The 21,244-nt window shown below is 60.5% G+C and carries 22 protein-coding genes; 9 read left to right on the top strand and 13 right to left on the bottom strand.

Going from position 1 to position 21,244, the window contains the following annotated elements; all coding sequences use genetic code 11:
- The first annotated feature begins 36 nt into the window (after positions 1-36).
- Positions 37-666, top strand: a complete 630-nt coding sequence (locus C9990_RS01255; protein WP_106802348.1) for a TetR/AcrR family transcriptional regulator — start codon at positions 37-39, stop codon at positions 664-666.
- Between the two features lie 126 nt (positions 667-792).
- On the opposite strand, the gene C9990_RS01250 is transcribed toward C9990_RS01255, so the two are convergent.
- The 8 genes from C9990_RS01250 to C9990_RS01215 form a co-directional block, all read right to left on the bottom strand.
- The gene (locus tag C9990_RS01250) at positions 793-1,008 is read right to left on the bottom strand and encodes a molybdopterin-binding protein (RefSeq protein ID WP_003213899.1); all 216 of its coding nucleotides are present in this window, start codon (positions 1,006-1,008) and stop codon (positions 793-795) included.
- 105 nt (positions 1,009-1,113) lie between these two features.
- Positions 1,114-1,920, bottom strand: a complete 807-nt coding sequence (gene ssuB, locus C9990_RS01245; RefSeq protein WP_065902300.1) for an aliphatic sulfonates ABC transporter ATP-binding protein — start codon at positions 1,918-1,920, stop codon at positions 1,114-1,116.
- Positions 1,917-2,705: an aliphatic sulfonate ABC transporter permease SsuC gene (gene ssuC / locus C9990_RS01240; RefSeq protein ID WP_065902302.1), complete on the bottom strand. Its 789-nt coding sequence runs from the start codon at positions 2,703-2,705 to the stop codon at positions 1,917-1,919. The genes ssuB and ssuC overlap by 4 nt, the downstream gene beginning before the upstream one ends.
- Before the next feature lie 9 nt (positions 2,706-2,714).
- Positions 2,715-3,863, bottom strand: a complete 1,149-nt coding sequence (gene ssuD / locus C9990_RS01235; protein WP_065902304.1) for an FMNH2-dependent alkanesulfonate monooxygenase — start codon at positions 3,861-3,863, stop codon at positions 2,715-2,717.
- Between the two features lie 25 nt (positions 3,864-3,888).
- Complete coding sequence (locus tag C9990_RS01230; protein ID WP_106802347.1) at positions 3,889-4,857, bottom strand: sulfonate ABC transporter substrate-binding protein; 969 nt, start codon at positions 4,855-4,857, stop codon at positions 3,889-3,891.
- Positions 4,858-4,954: 97 nt separating this feature from the next.
- The gene (gene ssuE, locus C9990_RS01225; RefSeq protein ID WP_015886424.1) at positions 4,955-5,548 is read right to left on the bottom strand and encodes an NADPH-dependent FMN reductase; all 594 of its coding nucleotides are present in this window, start codon (positions 5,546-5,548) and stop codon (positions 4,955-4,957) included.
- Positions 5,549-5,840: 292 nt separating this feature from the next.
- A complete protein-coding gene (locus C9990_RS01220) occupies positions 5,841-6,479 on the bottom strand; it encodes a peroxiredoxin (protein ID WP_003213910.1) in 639 nt (212 codons plus the stop codon).
- Positions 6,480-6,770: 291 nt separating this feature from the next.
- On the bottom strand, positions 6,771-8,177 hold the full coding sequence (locus tag C9990_RS01215; protein WP_106802346.1) for an OprD family porin: 1,407 nt from the start codon (positions 8,175-8,177) through the stop codon (positions 6,771-6,773).
- A 370-nt stretch (positions 8,178-8,547) separates the two neighbouring features.
- On the opposite strand from C9990_RS01215, the gene tauA reads away from it, so the two are divergent.
- Entirely contained in the window at positions 8,548-9,534 is a 987-nt protein-coding gene (gene tauA / locus C9990_RS01210; RefSeq protein ID WP_065902310.1) for a taurine ABC transporter substrate-binding protein, read from the top strand.
- A gap of 41 nt (positions 9,535-9,575) precedes the next feature.
- On the opposite strand, the gene argA is transcribed toward tauA, so the two are convergent.
- Positions 9,576-10,874: an amino-acid N-acetyltransferase gene (gene argA / locus C9990_RS01205; protein WP_065902312.1), complete on the bottom strand. Its 1,299-nt coding sequence runs from the start codon at positions 10,872-10,874 to the stop codon at positions 9,576-9,578.
- 135 nt (positions 10,875-11,009) lie between these two features.
- Positions 11,010-12,158 carry an acetylornithine deacetylase gene (argE, locus tag C9990_RS01200; RefSeq protein WP_106802345.1) on the bottom strand — a complete coding sequence of 383 codons (1,149 nt, stop codon included), beginning with the start codon at positions 12,156-12,158 and terminating at the stop codon, positions 11,010-11,012.
- A gap of 158 nt (positions 12,159-12,316) precedes the next feature.
- Here argE and C9990_RS01195 point away from each other — a divergent pair, with 158 nt between their 5' ends.
- The gene (locus C9990_RS01195; protein ID WP_065902316.1) at positions 12,317-13,684 is read left to right on the top strand and encodes an inorganic triphosphatase; all 1,368 of its coding nucleotides are present in this window, start codon (positions 12,317-12,319) and stop codon (positions 13,682-13,684) included.
- A gap of 83 nt (positions 13,685-13,767) precedes the next feature.
- Here C9990_RS01195 and C9990_RS01190 read toward each other — a convergent pair whose 3' ends face one another.
- Positions 13,768-14,238, bottom strand: a complete 471-nt coding sequence (locus C9990_RS01190; protein WP_106802344.1) for an Lrp/AsnC family transcriptional regulator — start codon at positions 14,236-14,238, stop codon at positions 13,768-13,770.
- 127 nt (positions 14,239-14,365) lie between these two features.
- Between C9990_RS01190 and C9990_RS01185 the strand changes: the two genes are divergently transcribed.
- The 6 genes from C9990_RS01185 to C9990_RS01160 all read left to right on the top strand — a co-directional run bounded on the left by C9990_RS01185 (position 14,366) and on the right by C9990_RS01160 (position 19,612).
- Complete coding sequence (locus C9990_RS01185; RefSeq protein ID WP_065902320.1) at positions 14,366-14,704, top strand: hypothetical protein; 339 nt, start codon at positions 14,366-14,368, stop codon at positions 14,702-14,704.
- An 83-nt stretch (positions 14,705-14,787) separates the two neighbouring features.
- Positions 14,788-16,467 (top strand): GspE/PulE family protein, encoded by a 1,680-nt coding sequence (locus C9990_RS01180; protein WP_106802343.1) that lies wholly within the window; start codon positions 14,788-14,790, stop codon positions 16,465-16,467.
- Positions 16,468-16,544: 77 nt separating this feature from the next.
- Entirely contained in the window at positions 16,545-17,465 is a 921-nt protein-coding gene (locus C9990_RS01175; protein ID WP_065902324.1) for an SPFH domain-containing protein, read from the top strand.
- A gap of 10 nt (positions 17,466-17,475) precedes the next feature.
- Positions 17,476-17,922 carry an NfeD family protein gene (locus tag C9990_RS01170; RefSeq protein WP_065902326.1) on the top strand — a complete coding sequence of 149 codons (447 nt, stop codon included), beginning with the start codon at positions 17,476-17,478 and terminating at the stop codon, positions 17,920-17,922.
- A 69-nt stretch (positions 17,923-17,991) separates the two neighbouring features.
- Complete coding sequence (locus C9990_RS01165; protein ID WP_003176799.1) at positions 17,992-18,306, top strand: DUF2388 domain-containing protein; 315 nt, start codon at positions 17,992-17,994, stop codon at positions 18,304-18,306.
- Positions 18,307-18,469: 163 nt separating this feature from the next.
- Positions 18,470-19,612, top strand: coding sequence for a DegT/DnrJ/EryC1/StrS aminotransferase family protein (locus C9990_RS01160; RefSeq protein WP_065902328.1), 1,143 nt, complete (start codon positions 18,470-18,472; stop codon positions 19,610-19,612).
- 102 nt (positions 19,613-19,714) lie between these two features.
- Here the strand turns inward: C9990_RS01160 and gcvH are convergent, their stop codons facing one another.
- Together gcvH and gcvT are read right to left on the bottom strand one after the other, a co-directional pair.
- On the bottom strand, positions 19,715-20,098 hold the full coding sequence (gcvH, locus tag C9990_RS01155) for a glycine cleavage system protein GcvH (RefSeq protein ID WP_065902330.1): 384 nt from the start codon (positions 20,096-20,098) through the stop codon (positions 19,715-19,717).
- Between the two features lie 52 nt (positions 20,099-20,150).
- The gene (gcvT, locus tag C9990_RS01150; RefSeq protein ID WP_106802342.1) at positions 20,151-21,233 is read right to left on the bottom strand and encodes a glycine cleavage system aminomethyltransferase GcvT; all 1,083 of its coding nucleotides are present in this window, start codon (positions 21,231-21,233) and stop codon (positions 20,151-20,153) included.
- Between the last annotated feature and the right edge of the window lie 11 nt (positions 21,234-21,244).

Here is a 21,244-nt window from a genome sequence, read left to right as displayed (position 1 = left end):
CTGCGTACAATGCGCTCTGCCTTGTAGGAGACATCCATGACCACCCGCCCCGCCACCCTTCGCAAACCCCGCGCCCGCAGCCAGGCACGGATCGACGCGATTCTCGATGCCGCCCGCACCCTGCTGGCCGCCGAAGGCGTGGCAAGTCTGTCGATCTACAGCGTGGCCGAGCGTGCGCAGATTCCACCGTCGTCGGTGTATCACTTTTTTGCGAGTGTGCCGGCGCTGCTCGAGGCGCTCACGGCAGACGTCCACGCAGCTTTCCGGGCGGCCATCCAGGCGCCCATCGAGCATGAGTCACTCCAGCATTGGCGTGACCTGTCCTGCATCGTCGAGCAACGCATGCTCACCATCTACAGCAACGACGCGGCAGCACGTCAGCTGATCCTCGCCCAGCACGGGTTGACCGAAGTGACCCAGGCGGACCGCCAGCATGATCTGGAGTTGGGGGATTTGATGCTCGAAGTATTCAATCGCCACTTCGAGGTGCCGACACTGCCCACGGACGTGGATGTGTTTGCCCTGGCGCTGGAGCTGAGCGACCGCGTGTACGCACGTTCGGTGCATCAGCATGGGCAGATCACTGCGCGCATGGCCGAGGAAGGCATGCGGGTGTTCGATGCCTATGTGGGCCTTTACCTGCCGCCCTACCTGCCCAAACGATAAGTCTTGCGTTGGCGGGGTCGGCCTTTTCGCCAGCAAACCCGCTCCCGCATTGACCGCATTCCTAGGTTGGAATGCCGTTAAATGTGGGAGCTGGCTTGCCTGCGATAGCGATTTCGAGGGCGCCAATCACAACTTGGCGATCGACACCTCGGTGGATTTCACGAAGGCAATCACTTCGCTGCCGATCACCAGCTCCAGCTCTTTGACCGAGCGCGTGGTGATCACCGAAGTGACGATGCCGGAGGCGGTCTGTACGTCGATTTCCGACAGCACGTCGCCTTCGACGATTTCCTTGATGGTGCCTTTGAATTGGTTACGAACGTTGATGGCTTTAATAGTCATGCGATTTCTCCTGGGGTCGAAATAGCTGCAAGTTGTTAGCTACCAGCTGCAAGTCAAAGCACTTTGCTTTCCCTTGCAGCGTGAAGCTGAAAGCTTGCCGCTGCTTTATTGCGCCCAACGCAGTTGCGTAGGCAGCGGTGAAACAGGTTCGGGTTCCGGCGGCGTGCCGGGCAACGACAACACACGGTTCAATACTTCGGCTTCCAGCGCGGCCAGGCGATGTGAGCCCCGCACCCGTGGGCGCGGCAGGTCCACGATCAGGTCGAGACCGATTTCGCCGTCTTCGATCAGGATTACCCGGTCGGCAATCGCCACCGCTTCGCTGACATCGTGGGTCACCAGCAACACGGTGAAACCGTGCTTTTGCCAGAGGTTCTCGATCAGTTGCTGCATCTCGATACGGGTCAGGGCATCCAGCGCGCCCAGCGGCTCATCCAGCAGCAACAGGCGCGGTTGGTGGATCAGCGCACGGGCCAGGGCCACGCGTTGCTTCTGGCCACCGGACAAGGCCGCTGGCCATTCATTGGCACGTTCGGCCAGGCCCACCGCTTCCAGGGCTTCCAGCGCCTTGGGACGCCAGTTGCCCTTGAGGCCCAGGCCAACGTTGTCGATGATCTTTTTCCACGGCAGCAGGCGCGCTTCCTGGAACATCAACCGCGTGTCCTCAATTGCCTCGCTCAGCGGCGCGGAACCGGCCAGCAGCTCGCCGCCGCTGGCTTTGTCCAGGCCGGCAAGCAAGCGCAGCAAAGTACTTTTACCGCAGCCGCTGCGGCCGACCACGGCCACGAACTGGCCGGCCGGAATGTGCAGGTCGATGTCCTTGAGCACTTCCCGCGCACCAAAGGCCTTGCGCAATTTGCGCACCGCCAGCGGGATACCCTTCAACAGGCGTGGAGGTTGTTGAGCGGTCATGCCGCACCTCCTTTATTCACTTGGTAAGCCGGGTGCCAGCGCAGCCACACACGCTCCAGGCCGCGGGCGGCCAGGTCGGCGAGCTTGCCGAGGATGGCGTACATGACAATGGCCAGGACCACCACGTCGGTTTGCAGGAATTCGCGGGCGTTCATCGCCAGATAACCGATGCCGGAGCTGGCCGAGATGGTTTCCGCCACGATCAGCGTCAGCCACATAAAGCCCAGTGCGAAACGCACGCCCACCAGGATCGATGGCAACGCGCCCGGCAGGATCACTTGACGGAACAGGCTGAAGCCGGACAAACCATAGCTGCGCGACATTTCCACCAGCGCCGGATCGACGTTGCGGATGCCGTGATAAGTGTTCAGGTAGATCGGGAACAGCGTGCCGAGGGCGACCAGGAAAATCTTCGCGGTTTCGTCGATGCCGAACCACAGGATCACCAGCGGGATCAGCGCCAGGTGCGGCACGTTGCGGATCATCTGCACCGAGCTGTCCAGCAGGCGTTCGCCCCACGTCGACAGGCCAGTGATAAAACCCAGGGCCAGGCCGATACTGCCGCCGATCACGAAGCCCAGGCCGGCACGCCAGCCACTGATGGCCAGGTGCGTCCAGATTTCGCCGCTGCGGACCAGGTTGATCCCGGCCTCGATCACCGCGCTCGGCGCCGGCAGAATGCGCGTCGACAACCAGCCCGCCGACACCGACAACTGCCACACCGCCAGCAAAAGAATCGGTAGCACCCACGGTGCCACGCGATGGCTCAATTTTTCAAAGTTCATGGCGGCGCCTCAACTCTGTGACGCAGCTTTGGGAAGGATGTCGTTGGCGACCATCTCGCCAAACGGGCTGACGTAACCGGCGCTTTTCGGCAGCTCGGGACGTTCGATATCCAGGTGGGGAAACAGCAGTTCCGCGACGCGATACGACTCTTCCAGGTGTGGGTAACCGGAGAAGATAAAGGTGTCGATGCCCAGTGCGGCGTATTCCTTCACGCGTTCCGCCACGGTTGGGCCATCGCCCACCAGCGCGGTGCCTGCACCGCCGCGTACCAGGCCGACGCCAGCCCACAGGTTGGGACTGACTTCCAGGTTGTCACGGTTGCCGCCATGCAAGGCAGCCATGCGTTGCTGGCCGACGGAATCGAAGCGCGCCAGGGAGGCCTGGGCACGGGCGATGGTGTCGTCGTCCAGGTGGGAGATCAGTTTGTCGGCGGCTTTCCACGCCTCTTCGTTGGTTTCACGCACGATCACATGCAGGCGAATACCGAAGCGCACGGTGCGCCCCAGCTTCGCAGCCTTGGCCCGCACCTGCGCGATTTTTTCCGCGACAGCCGCCGGCGGCTCGCCCCAGGTCAGCACCATTTCCACTTGTTCGGCTGCCAGGTCCTGGGCCGCTTCGGAGGAGCCGCCGAAGTACAGTGGCGGACGCGGCTGCTGGATCGGCGGGTAGAGCAATTTCGCGCCTTTGACACTGATGTGCTCGCCGTCGTAATCGACGGTTTCGCCTTCCAGCACACGCCGCCAGATCCGCGTGAATTCCACCGAGGCCTGGTAGCGCTCTTCATGGCTCAAGAACAAACCGTCGCCGGCCAACTCTTCCGGATCACCGCCCGTCACCAGGTTGAACAGTGCACGGCCACCGGACAGGCGATCCAGGGTCGCGGCCTGGCGCGCGGCCACCGTCGGGGAAATGATCCCGGGGCGCAGTGCGACAAGGAATTTCAAACGCTGGGTCACCGGAATCAGCGAAGCCGCCACCAGCCACGAATCTTCGCAGGAGCGACCGGTAGGGATCAGCACCCCACCGAACCCGAGGCGGTCCGCCGCCTGGGCCACTTGCTGCAGATAACCGTGATCAACGGCGCGAGCGCCTTCGGCGGTGCCAAGGTAATGGCCGTCGCCGTGGGTAGGCAGGAACCAGAAAATATTGAGGCTCATGGAGTTGTCTCCTGAAGAAGTCGGATTACGGCGCTTTGGCCACAGCGGCAGGTGGCGTCCAGATCACGTCCTTGATGTTCAAGGGTTTGGGGATCAATTTGAGTTGGTAGAAGCTGTCGGCGATTTTCTGTTGGGCCGCCACCACCTCCGGCGTCAGGAAATGCGCACCGTAGCCTTGGCGTTTCACCGAGGTCAGGGTGATGTCAGCCGGCAGGCCGAGCAGCGGCGCCACTTGTTCAGTGACTTCCTGCGGGTTGGCCTTGGACCATTCGCCCACGGCGCGCACTTCTTCAATCAGCGCCTTGACCACTCCAGGGTGTTTTTCGGCGTAGGGCTTGGTCGCCAGGTAGAACTGATGGTTGTCGGCGATGCCGGTACCGTCACGCAGGGTGCGCGCTTGCAGCTGTTTCTCGGCGGCCGCCTGGTAGGGGTCCCAGATCACCCACGCATCGACACTGCCACGCTCGAACGCGGCACGCGCATCGGCGGGCGGCAGGAAGACGGTCTGCACGTCGGTGTATTTGAGGCCGGCATCTTCCAGCGCACGCACCAGCAGGTAGTGCACGTTGGAGCCTTTGTTCAGCACGATTTTCTTGCCCTTGAGCTCGGCCACCGATTTGATCGTCGAATCTTTCGGCACCAGGATCGCTTCACTGGTCGGCGCTGGAGGCTCATAGGCCACATAGACCAGATCGGCACCGGCCGCCTGGGCGAATACCGGTGGGGTTTCGCCCGTGACGCCAAAGTCAATCGAGCCGACGTTCAGGCCTTCGAGCAATTGCGGGCCGCCGGGAAACTCGGTCCACTGCACCTGCACGCCCTCGGCGGCCAGGCGTTTTTCCAGGGTGCCCTTGGCCTTGAGCAGCACCAGGGTGCCGTATTTCTGGTAACCGATACGCAAGGTTTCGGCAGCCTGGGCTTGAACCATGGCGCCGAAGGACACAGCCGCAGCAAACAGTGCGACCAGACCACGACGCAAGATGACAGTGCGCATGGCGCTCTCTCCAAATAGTGCGATTAGGGGGTTGGCTGCACCTGCTTGGCCGTTGGCGGCTGAGTAAGGTGAGTACTTCTTAATGGCTGGCTGAGGCTCAGATGCTCCAGCGAGCACTCAACAAACGTTCATTCAACACATGGGGGTCAAGCGGTTTCGGGCGACGGGCCATGGCGCCGTACAGCGTCTCCAGGGCCTCGTGCAAACGGTGTTCGAGCACAGGCACCAGTTGCGCCTGGGCACTGCCTTCGCCATAGGCGATCTGGCTGTCTTCGGCAAAGATGCCGTGAAGCAATTCCTGCGCCTTGAGGGCCGACAAAACCGGCTTCAAGGCGTAATCCACCGCCAGCATGTGGGCGATGCTGCCGCCGGTAGCCATCGGCAGCACAATCTTGTGAGCCAGGGCGCGTTCGGGCAGCAGGTCGAGCACGGTCTTCAGCGCGCCCGAGAACGACGCCTTGTACACCGGCGTGGCGATCACCAGGCCATCGGCGTTAGCCACTTGCTGCAACAGGTCAATGACCTTGGGACTGTCGAAGCGCGCGTGCAGCAAGTCTTCAGCCGGGAAGTCCCGTATCTGGTAACTCACCACTTCCACCCCTTTGTCTTGCAACCACTGACGGGTTTTATCCAGCAAGACCCCGGAGCGGGAACGCTGGCTGGGACTGCCTCCAAGTGTTACGACCAACATGCAGGAATTCCTTGAGCAGGTGTCGGCGGTTCGCTGTGTGACGATGGCGCCAAGATGGAACAGACCTTATCAGCAGATTTATATATCTTTAAATCTTATTTTTTCATGTGTTTATTCTTTAAATGCATATGAGAGTTATCAAATCCCAGGCGAAAAAAAAGGCCGTCGAAACGGCCTGAAAACCCTTGCTATGTGAGTCGTCGGAACTATTGCTATCGCCGGCAAGCCAGCGCCTACAAATGGAATGCGATCACCTGTAGGAACCGGCTCGCCGGCGATGGCGGTGTCAGCCTTAACGATTAGGCTGAGGGGTAAGGCGCAGATACGGCTTCACCGCCCGGTAACCCTTCGGAAAGCGCTTCTTGATTTCTTCCTCGTCCTTGAGCGAAGGCACGATCACCACTTCATCACCGTCCTGCCAGTTGGCGGGGGTGGCGACCTTGTGGTTGTCGGTCAGCTGCAACGAGTCGATGACCCGCAGGATTTCGTGGAAGTTGCGGCCGGTGCTGGCCGGGTAGGTGATGGTCAGGCGAATCTTTTTGTTCGGATCGATCACGAACAGGGAGCGCACGGTGAGGGTGTCACTGGCGTTCGGGTGGATCAGGTCATAAAGGTCCGACACCTTGCGATCGGCATCCGCCAGGATCGGGAAGTTGACGATGGTGTTCTGGGTTTCGTTGATGTCCTCGATCCACTTGTGGTGCGAGTCCACCGGGTCTACGGACAGGGCGATGGCCTTGACGCCGCGCTTGGCGAACTCATCCTTGAGCTTGGCAGTGAAGCCCAGCTCGGTGGTGCACACCGGGGTGAAGTCCGCCGGGTGGGAAAACAACACACCCCAGCTATCGCCCAGCCATTCGTGGAAACGAATCTTGCCGGCGCTGGAATCCTGTTCGAAGTCGGGGGCGATATCGCCCAGTCTTAGGCTCATGGTGTGGCTCCTGGTGAGTGCTTATGGAGCCCACTGTGCATGGATTGACGATTATTTAAAAAGAATAAATATCGATTTATCTAGACGATAAAGGAATATTAAAAATCTGTTCATTGGACGCCGCAACGGGCGAGGAGCAACATCCGCTTCAAGGTTCGAGAAGGCCTTGAGACGCTGTAAAAAGAGGGGTTCAGGAAGGGCCTGCGGGGGTTTGGCCCGACTTGAAACGCAAGACACCTTGCCCGGCGTAGCGCCGGGCAAGGTTTACAGTCTTACTACAGCTTCACGCTACTAGAACAGTGGCAGCGAGTAGCTGACGATCAGGCGGTTTTCGTCCTGGTTACGCTGGCCAGGAATGTCGTTGCGCCACATGGCGTTTTTCCATGCCACACCGACGTTCTTCAGCGGACCTTCTGGTACGACGTAGGCAACAGTGATGTCACGTTCCCACTCGTTCCCGCCGTCGCCATTGACAGCACGTTGCGGCCGGGTCGAACCGACGTTACCGCGGGTGTCGATATTGTCACCACGCAGGTAGACCACACCGGCGGTCAAACCTGGTACGCCAACCTTGGCGAAGTCGTAGGCGTAGCGAGCTTGCCAGGTACGTTCACCGGCACGGGCGAACTTGGCAATCTGCATGTCGGTGGTCAGGTAAGCCGACGAACCGTCGCCTTGGTTCAACCAAGGGAAGTCACTGTTACCGTTACTGACCTGGTAACCACCACCGAAGGTGTGACCACCCAGGGTGTACAGGAACAAGCCGCTGTACAGGTTGTTGTCGACCTTACCTTTGGTGATGGTCGCACCGGCGGCGTTGGTGCCGTAGTCACCTGTGGTGTAGTAATTCGCGTCGTGGCCGTTGGCGCCATCGTCGCGGCTATTGAAATAGCGCAGGTCGGTTTTCAGCACGCCAGGACCGATTGCCCAGTTGTGCAGCAAGCCCAGGAAGTGCTGTTTGTAGAACTGATCCAGATTGCCGTAGTAGTACTGGGCAGTCAGGTCTTTGGTGATTTTGTAGTCGCCACCAGCGTAGTAGAACTTGTTGCTGTCACGGCCAGCGGCTGTACGGCCGTTGGCACCTGCGATAGAAAGGTTCTCGACGTTGCTGGAGTTACGACCCTTGACCTTCTCGATCTGACCGGCAACCAGCGTCAGGTCTTTGATGTCGTTTGTGGTGATCTGGCCGCCCTGGAAGGTTTGCGGCAGCAGACGACCATCGTTGGTCACGATAACCGGCAGCTTGGGTTGCAGAGTACCCAGCTTCAGTTCGGTTTGAGAGATCTTCGCCTTGGCGGTCAGGCCCAGGCTGGAGTAGTTGTCAACAGCTTCGCCGTTGGACTTGCTCGGGAAAACCGTGCCGCCGTAAGAACCGGCGTTGCCAGTCGAACGAGCAGTGGCGCCGTTGGTGCCGCCACCCGAATCCAGGCGCACGCCCAGCAGGCCGATAGCGTCAAGACCGAAGCCTACGGTGCCTTGGGTATAACCGGAGATGAAACGCAGGTCGAAGGCTTGACCCCATTCTTCTTGCTTGCTCTGCGCACCGGCCGCCTTGGTAGCGTCGTCACGGTTATCGGTGTTGATGTAGAAGTTACGCAGCCCCAGTGTTGCCTTGCTATCTTCGATGAAACCGGCGGAGTTTGCCTGTTGGGCAATCGCAGCTACAGCCACGGCCAACGCCAATGTTGACTTCTTCATGTACCGCTCCTCTCATTTCTAATTTTTGTATTTCTTTGGTCTCGGGTCTGACGCCCTCGATCCACAGATGCGCGATTAGCGCCAGATAGTGACTACCAAGTCAATCGTAACCTTGTGTGTCTACTACCTTCGTCTAATCGCAGTTAATTTGGTCCCTGCAGGGTAATGAGTTTTTCATACACCCAAAAAGAATTGTTTCATTCTTTTTCATACGATTCGGGAATAAGACTTTCCATGGCGCGAACAGGTCAGCATAGACGAGCCGCTCCATAAGCTAATTCCCAAAGGGTATTTGTTAGCGCTTTTTTAGATCGATTAGTGTGGCCGTACCGTTTCATACGTCACCCACGATCAAAAAGGCGACGCCATCATGGCCAAAGGCACATCCTCCCGTCAATTTGTTACAGTTTTTGTGTCACTAATACTTTCTTTTGGTGTCAAAGCCGCCGATTTAACCGTCGGCTACCAAACGGGTATCGATCCCAGCAAAGTCCCACAGGCCGATGGCCTCTATGAAAAGGCCATTGGCGAGAAAATTGCCTGGCGCCGATTCAACAGCGGGCCGGAAGTCGTCACCGCGATCGCCTCGGGTGATGTGCAAATCGGCAACCTCGGTTCCAGCCCCCTCGCCGCAGCTGCATCGCGCAATCTACCGATCGTCGCGTTTATCGTATCGGCGCAGATCAATACTTCTGAAGCATTGGTGGTGCGCAACGGCAGCGGCATCGACAAACCCGAAGACCTGGTCGGCAAGACCATCGCCACGCCCTTTGTCTCCACCTCTCATTACAGCCTGCTCGGTGCATTGAAGCATTGGGGGCTGGACACCCGGAAAGTCAAAGTGGTGAACCTGCAACCCGCCGAAATTGCCGCCGCGTGGAAACGGGGTGATATCGACGGCGCTTTTGTCTGGTCACCTGCGCTCGGAGAGATCCGCAAGACCGGCAAGACCCTGACAGACGCGGCCCAGGTGGGTCAGTGGGGAGCACCGACGTTTGAGGTGTGGGTAGCACGCAAGGATTTTGCGCAAAAACATCCTGACGTAGTGGCCAGGTTTGCCAAGGTCACGCTGGACTCTTTCGCCGACTACGCGGCCCATAAAGATGCCTGGACAGTGGACTCCGAGCCGGTACAGAAAATCGCCAAACTGACAGGTTCAAACGCCGCCGACATTCCAGAGCTGTTGGCCGGTACCACCTTCCCGGACGCCAAGGCGCAGCAGACCGACGCACTGCTCAAAGGCGGCACGGCGAAGGCGATTGGGGAGACAGCGAAGTTCTTGAAGGAACAAGGCAAGGTCGAGACAGTGTTGCCGGACTATTCGGCCTTTGTGACCGACCAATTCATCAAGCCCTGACCCTGCAGGAGCCGGCTTGCCGGCTCCTGCAGAATGGGGGGTTACAGCGCCTTTTCGAAGATCTTCGAGTTACGCTGGTAGTTGTACAGCGACGCCCGTGCCGACGGCAGGCGATCAACACTGCTCGGCACAAAGCCCCGCTCGCGGAACCAGTGGGCAGTGCGCGTGGTAAGCACGAACAAGGTCTTCAAACCCTGGGCCCGCGCACGAGTTTCGATGCGTTCGAGCAGCTCATCACCGCGCCCGCCGTGGCGGTATTCCGGGTTCACCGCCAGGCACGCCAGCTCACCTGCATCCGAATCCGCGATCTGATACAGCGCCGCACAGGCGATGATCATGCCTTCGCGCTCGACCACACTGAATTGCTCGATCTCACGCTCCAGCACTTCGCGCGAACGACGCACCAGGATGCCCTGCTCTTCCAGCGGGCTGATCAGGTCCAGCAAGCCACCGACGTCTTCAATCGCCGCCTCACGGACCAGCTCGAATTGTTCCTGGGCCACCAGCGTACCGCCGCCGTCCCGGGTGAACAGTTCGGTAAGCAGCGCGCCGTCTTCGGCGTAACTGACGATATGGCTGCGCCCGACGCCGCCACGGCAAGCCTCGGCGGCGGCATCCAACAGCTCGGCCTGGTAGTTGCTGCCCAGACGTTGCAGGTGCGCCGGCACTTGCTGCGGACGCAGCTCGCGGACCAGGCGACCATTTTCATCGATCAGGCCGAGGTCGGCGCCGAACAGCAACAGCTTGTCGGCTCCCAGGTCGATGGCGGCGCGAGTGGCGACGTCTTCGCAGGCCAGGTTGAAAATCTCACCCGTCGGCGAATAGCCCAGCGGCGACAGCAACACGATGGAGCGCTCGTCCAGCAGGCGATTGATGCCCTTGCGGTCGACGCGGCGCACTTCGCCGGTGTGGTGGTAATCCACGCCTTCGAGCACGCCGATAGGTCGCGCGGTCACCAGGTTGCCGCTGGCCACCCGCAGGCGCGAGCCCTGCATCGGCGACGAGGCCATGTCCATGGAAAGGCGCGCTTCGATGGCGATGCGCAGGTGGCCGACCGCGTCGATCACACACTCCAGGGTTGCGGCATCGGTGATGCGCAGGCCTTCGTGGTAAGCCGGGGTCAGGCCGCGCGCCTCAAGGCGCGCTTCGATCTGTGGGCGCGAACCGTGCACCAGCACCAGGCGCACGCCGAGGCTGTGCAGCAGTACCAGGTCGTGGACGATATTGCCGAAGTTCGGATGTTCCACACCGTCGCCAGGCAGCATGACCACGAAGGTGCAGTCCCGGTGAGCATTGATGTAGGGCGAAGCGTGACGAAGCCAATTGACGTATTCGGGCATAAAACCTGGGCCTGTAATAAAAAGCAGCCGAAAAAGGATGAATCGTGAAAACGCACAGCGGGCTGATGGTTATCGTCGGAACAGGCTTGGCGACACGCTCGCTCTCCTTCTATGTACGAACAGGCAAGGGTTAATTTATGCAGGTTTCAGGCAGTAATGTTCGATCAATTCACGCAATAGACGCACTGTAGGCGTCAAGCGTGACATTTCGAGGTACTCGCCCGGCTGGTGGGCGCAGGCGATATCGCCAGGGCCGAGCACCAGGGTTTCACAACCAAGGCGCTGAAGATAAGGCGCTTCCGTGCCGAACGCTACTGCTTCGGCACGATGACCGGTCAATCGTTCCGCAACCCGCACCAACTCGGCGTCTTCGGCTTGCTCGAACGGCGGCACTTCGGGGAACAACGGCGCATAGTCGATCTTGACCTTGTGGCGCTCGGCCAAGGGTTCGAGCTTCTGCCGGATCGCGGCGCGCAGCACCTGCGGGTCCATGCCGGGCAATGGCCGCAGGTCGAATTCCAGGGAGCACTGGCCGCAGATACGGTTGGGGTTGTCGCCACCATGAATGCAGCCGAAGTTCATGGTCGGCTGCGGTACGCTGAATTGCGGGTTGCGGTACTCGCGCTGCCAGGCCAGGCGCAGGCCGCGCAGTTCGCCGATAGCGTCATGCATGGCCTCCAGGGCACTGTGGCCCAGGCTCGGATCCGACGAATGGCCGCTCTGGCCGAGGATATCGATGCGCTCCATCATCACGCCTTTGTGCAGGCGGATCGGCTTGAGGCCGGTAGGCTCGCCGATCACCGCAGCACGGCCCAACGGGCGACCTGCCTCGGCCAGCGCGCGGGCGCCGGACATGGAGCTTTCTTCATCACAGGTGGCCAGGATCAGCAACGGCTGCTTGAACGGTTGATCGAGCAACGGCAACACGGCCTCAATCGCCAGCGCGAAAAAACCCTTCATGTCGCAGCTGCCCAGTCCTACCCAGCGGCCGTCGACTTCCGTCAGCTTGAGCGGATCGGTCTTCCACAACGCAGCGTCATACGGAACGGTATCGCTATGGCCGGCCAGCACCAGGCCGCCGGGGCCACTGCCGAAGCTGGCGAGCAGGTTGAATTTGCCGGGGCTGACCTGCTGGATGTCGATGACGAAACCCAGGTCGCCCAGCCAACCGGCGAGCAAATCGATGACCGGTCGGTTGGTCTGGTCGAGAGACGCTTGGGTACAACTGACCGAAGGCGCGGCAATCAGCGCGGCGAACTGCTCTTTCATGGACGGTAATGGCATGCGCGGCCTCTCAACTTCCCGGATGAGCCCCACTATAGAGCCATCTGCACGACACAATAAACCGTTGCGGCGCGTTGCCGGGCTCAGTCCTGTACACTGCACGGCCTTGGCAGCCACTCTTTTCCCCGGCTGCGCTCCCGATCCTGGATTTTCCGGCCATGCAGAAAGAAACCGAAATCAAGCTCCGCGTCAGCCGCGAAACACTCGCCGCGCTGCGTGAGCACCCGCTACTGAAAAAACGCAACAAAAGTGGCTGGGAACGCCGTGAGTTGATGAACCAGTACTTCGACACCCCCGAACGCGACCTGGCCCAGGCCAAGGTCGCGCTGCGCCTGCGCAAGGACGGTGACGACGTGATCCAGACCCTCAAGACCCGTGGCCAGAGCGTCGCCGGTTTGTCGGAACGTAACGAGTACAACTGGGAATTGCCCAAAGCCAAGCTCGACGTGAAGAAGCTCGACGGCGACTGCTGGCCCGAGCAACTGGCCGAGCTGGATAAAAAGACCCTCAAGCCAATCTTCACCACTGACTTCGTGCGTGAGCGCGCCGAAATCGCCTGGGGCCGAGGCAAGGCCAAAGTCGTGATCGAAGCGGCCCTGGACCTCGGCCACGTGGTGGTCGGCAAGCAGAAAGAAGAAATCTGCGAGCTGGAACTGGAACTGCGCGAAGGCGAACCGGCGGCCCTGCTGGAACTGGCCGCCGAGTTGGCCGCCACCCTCGCACTGATGCCGTGCGACATCAGCAAGGCCGAGCGCGGCTACCGCCTGTACGACGCCAGCAGCTACTCCCTGAGCCTGCCAGCGCCGCAGTTGCACGCCGAAATGCCGTTGGATGACGCATTCGCCGCGATCATGTGGCACCTGTTGGGCAGCAGCCAGCGCCTGGCCGAGCAATACCGTTTCAATGGTCACTGGCGCCTGTTGCAGGACTGGGTCGACAACCTCGGCGAACTGCGTGCCCTGATCGGCAGCCTCGGCCAGGCCGCACCGCGTCAATCCACCAGCGAACTGCGCAGCGCACTGGATGCCCTGCTGGAAGACTGGCGCCCGCTGGTGCAGGCCGGTGACGACGATGAAGACATTCGCAAAGCCGCGCCGGAGCAGTTCATCGAAGAATTGGACGACGTGCGCTGGGGCCTGTTCTCACTGAACGCTTCGCGCTGGCTGCTGGCGCGTGCCTGGACGGCCGATCGCAATGTGCGTGGCAACCGCCAGGGCGCCGCGCAAATCACCAACTGGCTGCCGCGCCTGCTCGCCGACGATGCCGTCGCCCTGCAACTGCCGCGCTACCAGCAGCAACCGGAAGACCTCGCCGAGCAACTGCCGCGTATCGAACGCATCCAGGCCTGGCTGCATCATGCCCGCCAGGTGGTGGACATTCCGGAACTGGACCGTCTGTACGGTGAGCTGAACAAGCTGGTGCAACTGGCCAACCAGCCGATCACCGATGAATCGCTGGATGCGCGCATGCACCAGGCGATTGCGGTGTATCAGAACCGCGCGTGGAAGACCCTGCTGCGTCTGTAAGCGCTATCGCCAGCAAGCTGGCGCCTGCATTGGCATGCACTCCCTTGCGGGAGCCGGGCTTGGCCGCGATGCGGCCTGCTCGGTCAGCGCAGGACCGGCAGGCTGGTGGTCGACTTGATCTCGGATAACGCGACAATCGAGTTGACCTCCTGGATCCCCGGCACCATCGACAGCTTTTCGAAGAAAAACCGCTCGTACGCCTCAATATCCGCCGTCACGATGCGCAACAGAAAATCCACCGCCCCCATCAGCACATAGCACTCCAGCACTTCCGGAAACCCGCGAATCGCCTCGGTGAACTCTGTGAAGTTGGACCGCCCGTGGGCGTTGAGTTTGATCTCGGCGAAAATCTGCGTGTTGAGGCCGATCTTCTTGCGATCCAGCAGGGTGACCTGGCCACGGATCACGCCCTCCTCCTTGAGCCGCTGAATACGCCGCCAGCACGGCGACTGGGACAGACCGACCTGCTCGGCGATCTGCGCGCTGGAAAGCGAGGCATCCTCTTGCAGCAGGGCCAGGATGCGGCGGTCGTAGGCGTCCAATTCGCCGTGCATAAAAATACCTGTTCTGATGCTTATCTTGAATTGATTTAGTTTTTTAATCGTCAATTGTGCCCATCTTAGATAAGAAATCTCCGGTGGCGAATGTAAAAATTTCTCCAGTCGAATCTGGAGAGTCCGCATGCACGCCGTCGAAACCACCCACCCTGCAACCCGCGTCGATGCATGGGCCGTCAGCAGCGCCCATTGCCAGGCGCATTATCAGATCGTTGCCGAGGCTGAACCCGATGTGGTGTGCCGGGTACTCAACTATTTCGCCCTGCAGTTCCTCACCCCCGCGCGGGTGTCGGTGAACCGCGAGGCAGACCTGCTGTACATCGAAATCATGATGGATGGCTTGAGCTGGCACCGCGCCCAGGTGATCGGTGAAAAGATTCGAAACCTGATCAGCGTGTGCTCGCTGCACGTGGACCAAGCCGACTGCGTAGGGGCTCAGGCGCTGGTGGCAGCGATTCGGTAAAAGGCTGCAATACACGCGGGGAGGAAGATATCCAGGCGCTGGCTAGCGTGTAGCTTACATCCGCTGCCAGCCAGGAAACCCGCATGCCCCTTGACCGTCGATTGGAACTGCATCAACTGCTGCCGGCATTGGTCGACGATGGGCTGGTCACACCCGAGGTGGCGCAACGGTTGTCGACCCTGCCGGCCAGTCACAGCCGGCATCCACTGGAATGCATCGCTGCCGCAGGCCCCTGCCTGGAAACCCTGACCCAGTGGCTGGCCGAGCATGTCGGGCAAGCGTATCTGCGCATCGACCCGCTGAAGATCGACGTGGCGACGATTGTGCCGCTGATGTCCTACGCCTTCGCCCAACGCCACGCCATCCTGGCGGTCGCGGTGGATGCGCAGACCGTCACGGTCGCCAGCGCCCAGCCCTATATCACCAGCTGGGAAGCCGGACTTGCCCAAGTGCTCAAGCGCTCGATCCAGCGCAGGGTGGCCAACCCGCAAGAGATCCAACGCTGCATCGGCGAGTTTTATCGGTTGGCGAAGTCCGTCAGTGGCGCAGAGCAAAAGGTCGCGACGCCCGGCACTGCAGACCTGCTCAACCTCGGTGCCAGTGACCAGGAGGCAGATGCCAATGACGCGCATATCGTCAATATCGTCGACTGGCTGTTGCAGTACGCATTCGGCCAACGGGCCAGTGATATCCATGTCGAACCGTGCCGCGACCAGGGCCGGGTGCGCTTTCGCATCGACGGGCTGTTGCACGACGTTTATCAGTTTCCGCCCCAGGTCACGATGGCGGTGGTCAGCCGCTTGAAAAGCCTGGGACGCATGAACGTCGCGGACAAACGCAAACCCCAGGATGGTCGGATCAAGACCAAGAGCCCGACAGGTGCGGAAGTTGAGCTGCGCCTCTCGACCTTGCCCACCGCGTTTGGCGAGAAACTGGTGATGCGGATTTTCGACCCGCAGGTACTGCTCAGGGATTTTGACCAATTGGGCCTTTCCAGCGACGACCAGCAACGCTGGCAGGCCATGACCCGCCAGGCCAATGGCATCATCCTGGTGACCGGACCGACCGGCTCAGGCAAGACCAGCACCCTTTACACCACGCTCAAGCAACTCGCGACCCGCGAGGTCAACCTGTGCACCGTGGAAGACCCGATCGAGATGGTTGAGCCTTCGTTCAACCAGATGCAGGTGCAACACAGCATCGGACTGACCTTCGCCAGCGGCATCCGCGCCCTGCTGCGCCAGGACCCGGACATCATCATGATCGGCGAGATTCGCGACCAGGAAACCGCAGAAATGGCGATCCAGGCTGCGCTGACCGGACATCTCGTGCTGTCGACTTTGCATACCAACGATGCACCGGGTGCCATCAGCCGCCTGCAGGAGCTTGGAATTGCTCATTATTTGATCAAGGCGACGCTACTGGGCGTCATGGCGCAGCGCCTGGTGCGCCTGTTATGCCCTCACTGCAAGCGCGCCATGGGTGACACCCACGAGGCCAGCGGTTGTGTGGAGTGCCGGCACAGCGGCTACCGCGGCCGTGCCGGGGTCTACGAGGTGATGGTCATGACTGAAAACCTCAAGGCCCTGATCACGCCCGGCGCCGATGTGCACGCCCTGCGTCAGGCGGCCATTGCCCAGGGCATGTGCAGCTTGCGCATGGCCGGCATGCACAAGGTAAAGGCGGGGCTCACCTCGCTAGCGGAGGTATTACGGGTAACGCCTGGGGATTCGGTAACAAATCCTTTGCTGGTTGCGCGGTGAAAGCGTCTTTATCGGTGACAACCCCGTTACAATCGGCCGACTGTCGTTTTACTGACATTCTTAGATAAGGAATCGCTATGCAGATCGGAACCGTACTGCTTCTTTTCGTGGGGTTGGCCGTCGCCATCCTCTTCATGGGTTTCAAGGTAGTGCCCCAGGGCTACCAGTGGACGGTCGAGCGCTTTGGCCGCTACACCAACACCCTCAAGCCCGGCCTGAACATCATCATCCCGGTCATGGACCGCATCGGTCGCAAGATCAACGTGATGGAAAGCGTGCTGGATATCCCGCCGCAGGAAGTGATCACCGCCGACAACGCCACCGTGCAGATCGACGCCGTGTGCTTCTTCCAGGTGGTCAATACCGCCCAGGCCGCCTACGAGGTCAACAACCTCGAGCACGCCATCCGCAACCTGCTGCAAACCAATATCCGTACGGTGCTCGGCTCGATGGAGCTGGATGCGATGCTCAGCCAGCGTGACGGCATCAACGAAAAACTGCTGAAAACCGTGGATGAAGCCACCGCCCCCTGGGGTATCAAGATCACCCGTATCGAGATCAAGGACATCAGCCCGCCCGCCGACCTGATGGCTGCCATGTCCGGCCAGATGAAAGCCGAGCGGATCAAGCGTGCACAAATCCTCGAGGCCGAAGGCCTGCGGGCATCGGCGATCCTGACCGCCGAAGGCAAGAAGCAGGCGCAGATCCTCGAAGCCGAAGGTAGCCGTCAGGCGGCCTTCCTTGAGTCCGAGGCCCGCGAGCGCCAGGCCGAAGCCGAAGCGCGCGCCACCCAGGTGGTGTCGGAGGCGATCGCATCGGGCAACGTGCAGGCGGTCAACTACTTCGTCGCGCAAAAATACATCGACGCCCTGGGCAAGCTGGCTTCGGCCAACAACAGCAAGGTCATCCTGATGCCGCTGGAAGCCAGCCAAGTAATCGGCGCGGTCGGCGGTATCGGTGAGATCGTCAAGGCAACGTTCGACAGCAAGAAAGGCTGAGGCCATCGCCATGTGGGATTTCCTGCTGAATTTGTCATTCTGGGATTGGCTGGCACTCGGCACCGTGCTGTTGATACTCGAGGTATTCGGCGCTGGTGGCTACCTGCTGTGGATGGGCATCGCAGCAGCCGCAGTCGGCGTGATCAAGTTCCTGGTCCCGCCCTTGGGACTGGAATGGCAACTGCTGCTGTTCGCCGTATTGTCGATCCTCACGGCGGTGTACTGGTGGAAACGCCAGCGCAGCAGCGCCAAGGTCAGTGACCAACCGGGGCTGAACGAGCGTGGTTCCGAGCTGGTCGGGCGCACCTTTGTGGTGCATCAGGCAATTGTCGAGGGTCGCGGCAAGGTAAAAGTCGGCGATGGCGTGTGGATGGTCACCGGTCCCGACAGCCCTGTAGGCGCTCATGTACGGGTAATTGGTCGGGAAGGTGCCGTATTGAAGGTTGAAACTGTTTAGTCAGTGATGGAACTCGGCTGGGCTTACTACAATCATAAAGTACAGATAACCCACCCGGAGTCACCCATCATGCGTCTCAAATATGCTGTCGCAACCCTTGCTGTGCTTTCCCTCCCTGTCGGTTCAGCCATGGCCGACAGCTTCTGGCGCAATGTCATCTCGTCGGGCGCCACCACCGGCTCGACGTACCTGACTTTCAAGGACCACAAGCTGGTGGTCGCCGCACAAGACGATGCCGGCAGCTTTGTTGCCAGCGACGGCGGCATCCGTGGCCCATACCTGGAAGCTGCGATGCAGAAAGTCCGCGCCGATAACCCTGGCCTGCAGGCCACGGACATGGAGCTGGCCAACGCCATCCTCGCGAAAAACGCTGTCACCGAGTGATTTTCACTCCCTGAAGAATGCCGCTGATAAAGCGGCATTTTTTTGCCCGTGACACGACGATTCATTCACGGATGACAGGCTATATTCAGTCTAGCCGTGCAACCATGCCGGTACTGATACCTTGCCTACTCATCGCCAATCTGAAACGGATGCCTTCGTCGTCATGAGCCAACAGCCTTTTCTGCCATTTTCCAAACCTACCATCGATGAAGCCACCATCTCGGCGGTGGGCGATGTATTGCGCTCGGGCTGGATCACCAGCGGGCCAAAAGTGCAGGCATTCGAGGCGCAGCTGTCGGAATACTTTGGCGGTCGCCCGGTGCGTACGTTCAACTCGGGCACCTGCACCATGGAGATAGCCCTGCGCATCGCGGGCATCGGCCCAGGTGATGAAGTCATCACCACGCCGATCTCCTGGGTTGCCACGGCCAACGTGATCCTGGAAGTGGGCGCCACGCCGGTGTTCGCCGACATCGACCCGGTCACTCGCAATATCGACCTGGCCCAGGTCGAAGCAGCGATTACCCCGCGTACCAAGGCGATCATCCCGGTGTACCTCGCCGGTCTGCCGCTGGATATGCCGATGCTCTATGCCCTGGCTAACAAGTACAACTTGCGCATCATTGAAGACGCGGCCCAGGCGCTGGGTTCCAGCTGGGATGGCGAGCGCATTGGGGCCACGGGTGACTTCGTGTCGTTCAGCTTCCAGGCCAACAAGAACATCACCTCCTCCGAGGGCGGTTGTCTGGTGCTGAATAACGCTGAAGAAGCGCGCCTGGCAGAAAAATATCGCCTGCAGGGCGTCACCCGCACGGGTTTCGACGGCCTCGATGTGGATGTGCTGGGCGGCAAGTTCAACATGACCGATATCGCCGCCGCCATCGGCTTGGGGCAGTTCGCGCATATCGAGAAGATCACCGCCCATCGCCAGAATCTGGCGCGACACTACTTCAAGTGCTTTGGCAGCGACTTCGAGGAAAAGTATGGCGCGCAATTGCCGCCGGCGGACTTCGAGAACAGTAACTGGCACCTGTTCCAGCTGGTGCTGCCGGAGCGTCAGGACGGCCTGCCCGCCCGCGCCACCTTCATGGAGCAGATGCAAGCCCATGGCGTCGGCATTGGCTATCACTACCCGCCGATCCACCTGCTGAGCCTGTATCGGGCGCAGGGATTCAAGGAAGGCATGTTTCCGGTAGCTGAGCGTGTGGGACGTTTGATCGTGTCGTTGCCGATGTTTACGGCGATGACAGAGGCAGATGTGGAGCGTTCGGTGGCAGCCGTCAAGGCAGTGCTGCAAGCCGGCTAGTCACAATCGACCGTGGGAGCTGGCTTGCCTGCGACTGCATCACCTGGGTATCACTGATACACCGAGGTGCCCGCATCGCAGGCAAGCCAGCGCCTACATGGTTTACTCGCCGATGGCAGCTTTGTAGCCGGCGGCGTCCAGCAGTTTTTCCAGGTCAGCCGGGTTGCTTGGCTTGAGCTTGAAGATCCACGCGCCATACGGGTCAGAGTTCAGCAGCTCAGGGCTACCACTCAGCTCTTCGTTGACGGCAATCACTTCGCCTGCCACCGGGGCGTAGATATCCGAAGCGGCCTTGACCGACTCCACCACACCCGCCTGATCAGTCGCGCCAAACTGGGCGCCAACCTCGGCCAGCTCAACAAACACCACGTCCCCCAGCGCTTCCTGAGCGTGGTCGGAAATACCGACAGTCACCGTGCCGTCAGCTTCCAGACGAGCCCATTCGTGACTTTCAGCAAAACGCAGGTCGGCAGGGATATCGCTCATAATCTGTGTCCTCAAGAAGTAATGTCAGCGGCCTTTGGCCTGCCGGAAATAGTTAGATCAGGGTTTTGCCATGGCGCACGAAGGTCGGCTTGACCACTCGAACCGGGTACCACTTGCCGCGGATTTCCACTTCGGCCCGATCGGCTGTCGCCGTCGGTACACGCGCCAGGGCAATGGATTTGCTCAGCGTAGGAGAGAAACTACCACTGGTGATCTCTCCTTCGCCAACATTGGCGATACGAACCACCTGATGAGCGCGTAAAACCCCGCGTTCTTCAAGCACCAGCCCGACCAGTTTGAACTGCACACCCGCCGCCAGTTCAGCTTCCAGCGCGGCGCGCCCGATGAACTCGCGTTCGGCCGGCTCCCAGGCAATGCTCCAGGCCATGTTGGCCGCCAGCGGCGAAACGTCCTGGTGGATATCCTGGCCGTACAGGTTCATGCCGGCCTCCAGGCGCAGCGTATCGCGGGCGCCAAGGCCGATGGGTGAAATACCGGCACCCACCAGGTCATTGAAGAAACCCGGGGCCTGATCGGCAGGCAGCACAATTTCCAGGCCGTCTTCACCGGTATAACCGGTGCGTGCGATAAACCAGTCGCCATCGGCCTGGCCTTCGAAGGGCTTGAGCTGGTGGATCAGGGTGGCGCGCGCCTGGGTCACCAGTTCGGCGATCTTCTGCCGGGCGTGCGGGCCTTGAATGGCCAGCATGGCCAACTCGGGGCGCTCATGCAGCTGCACCGGGTAGCTGCCCAGTTGCGCCTGCATCCAGGCCATGTCCTGGTCGCGGGTGGCAGCATTGACCACCAGGCGATAGCCGGTTTCGGTACGGTAGACGATCATGTCGTCCACCACTCCGCCCTGCTCATTGAGCATGGCGCTGTAGAGCGCACGGCCGCAGCCATGCAAACGATCGACATCATTGGCCAGCAGGTGCTGGAGCCATTCCTTGGCCTGGGGGCCGGTGACATCGATCACGGTCATATGAGATACATCAAACACCCCGCAGTCGCGTCGCACCTGATGGTGTTCTTCAACTTGCGAGCCGTAGTGCAGAGGCATATCCCAACCGCCAAAATCGACCATTTTCGCGCCTAGGGCGAGATGCAGGTCATACAGAGGCGTACGCTGTCCCATGGGTTTCTCCT

The organism is Pseudomonas sp. S5D5, from assembly GCF_003013355.1.
Lineage (GTDB): Bacteria > Pseudomonadota > Gammaproteobacteria > Pseudomonadales > Pseudomonadaceae > Aquipseudomonas > Aquipseudomonas aylmerensis.
The sequence above is the reverse complement of the archived record's forward strand: the minus strand, read 5'-3'. Positions and strand labels throughout refer to the sequence as shown.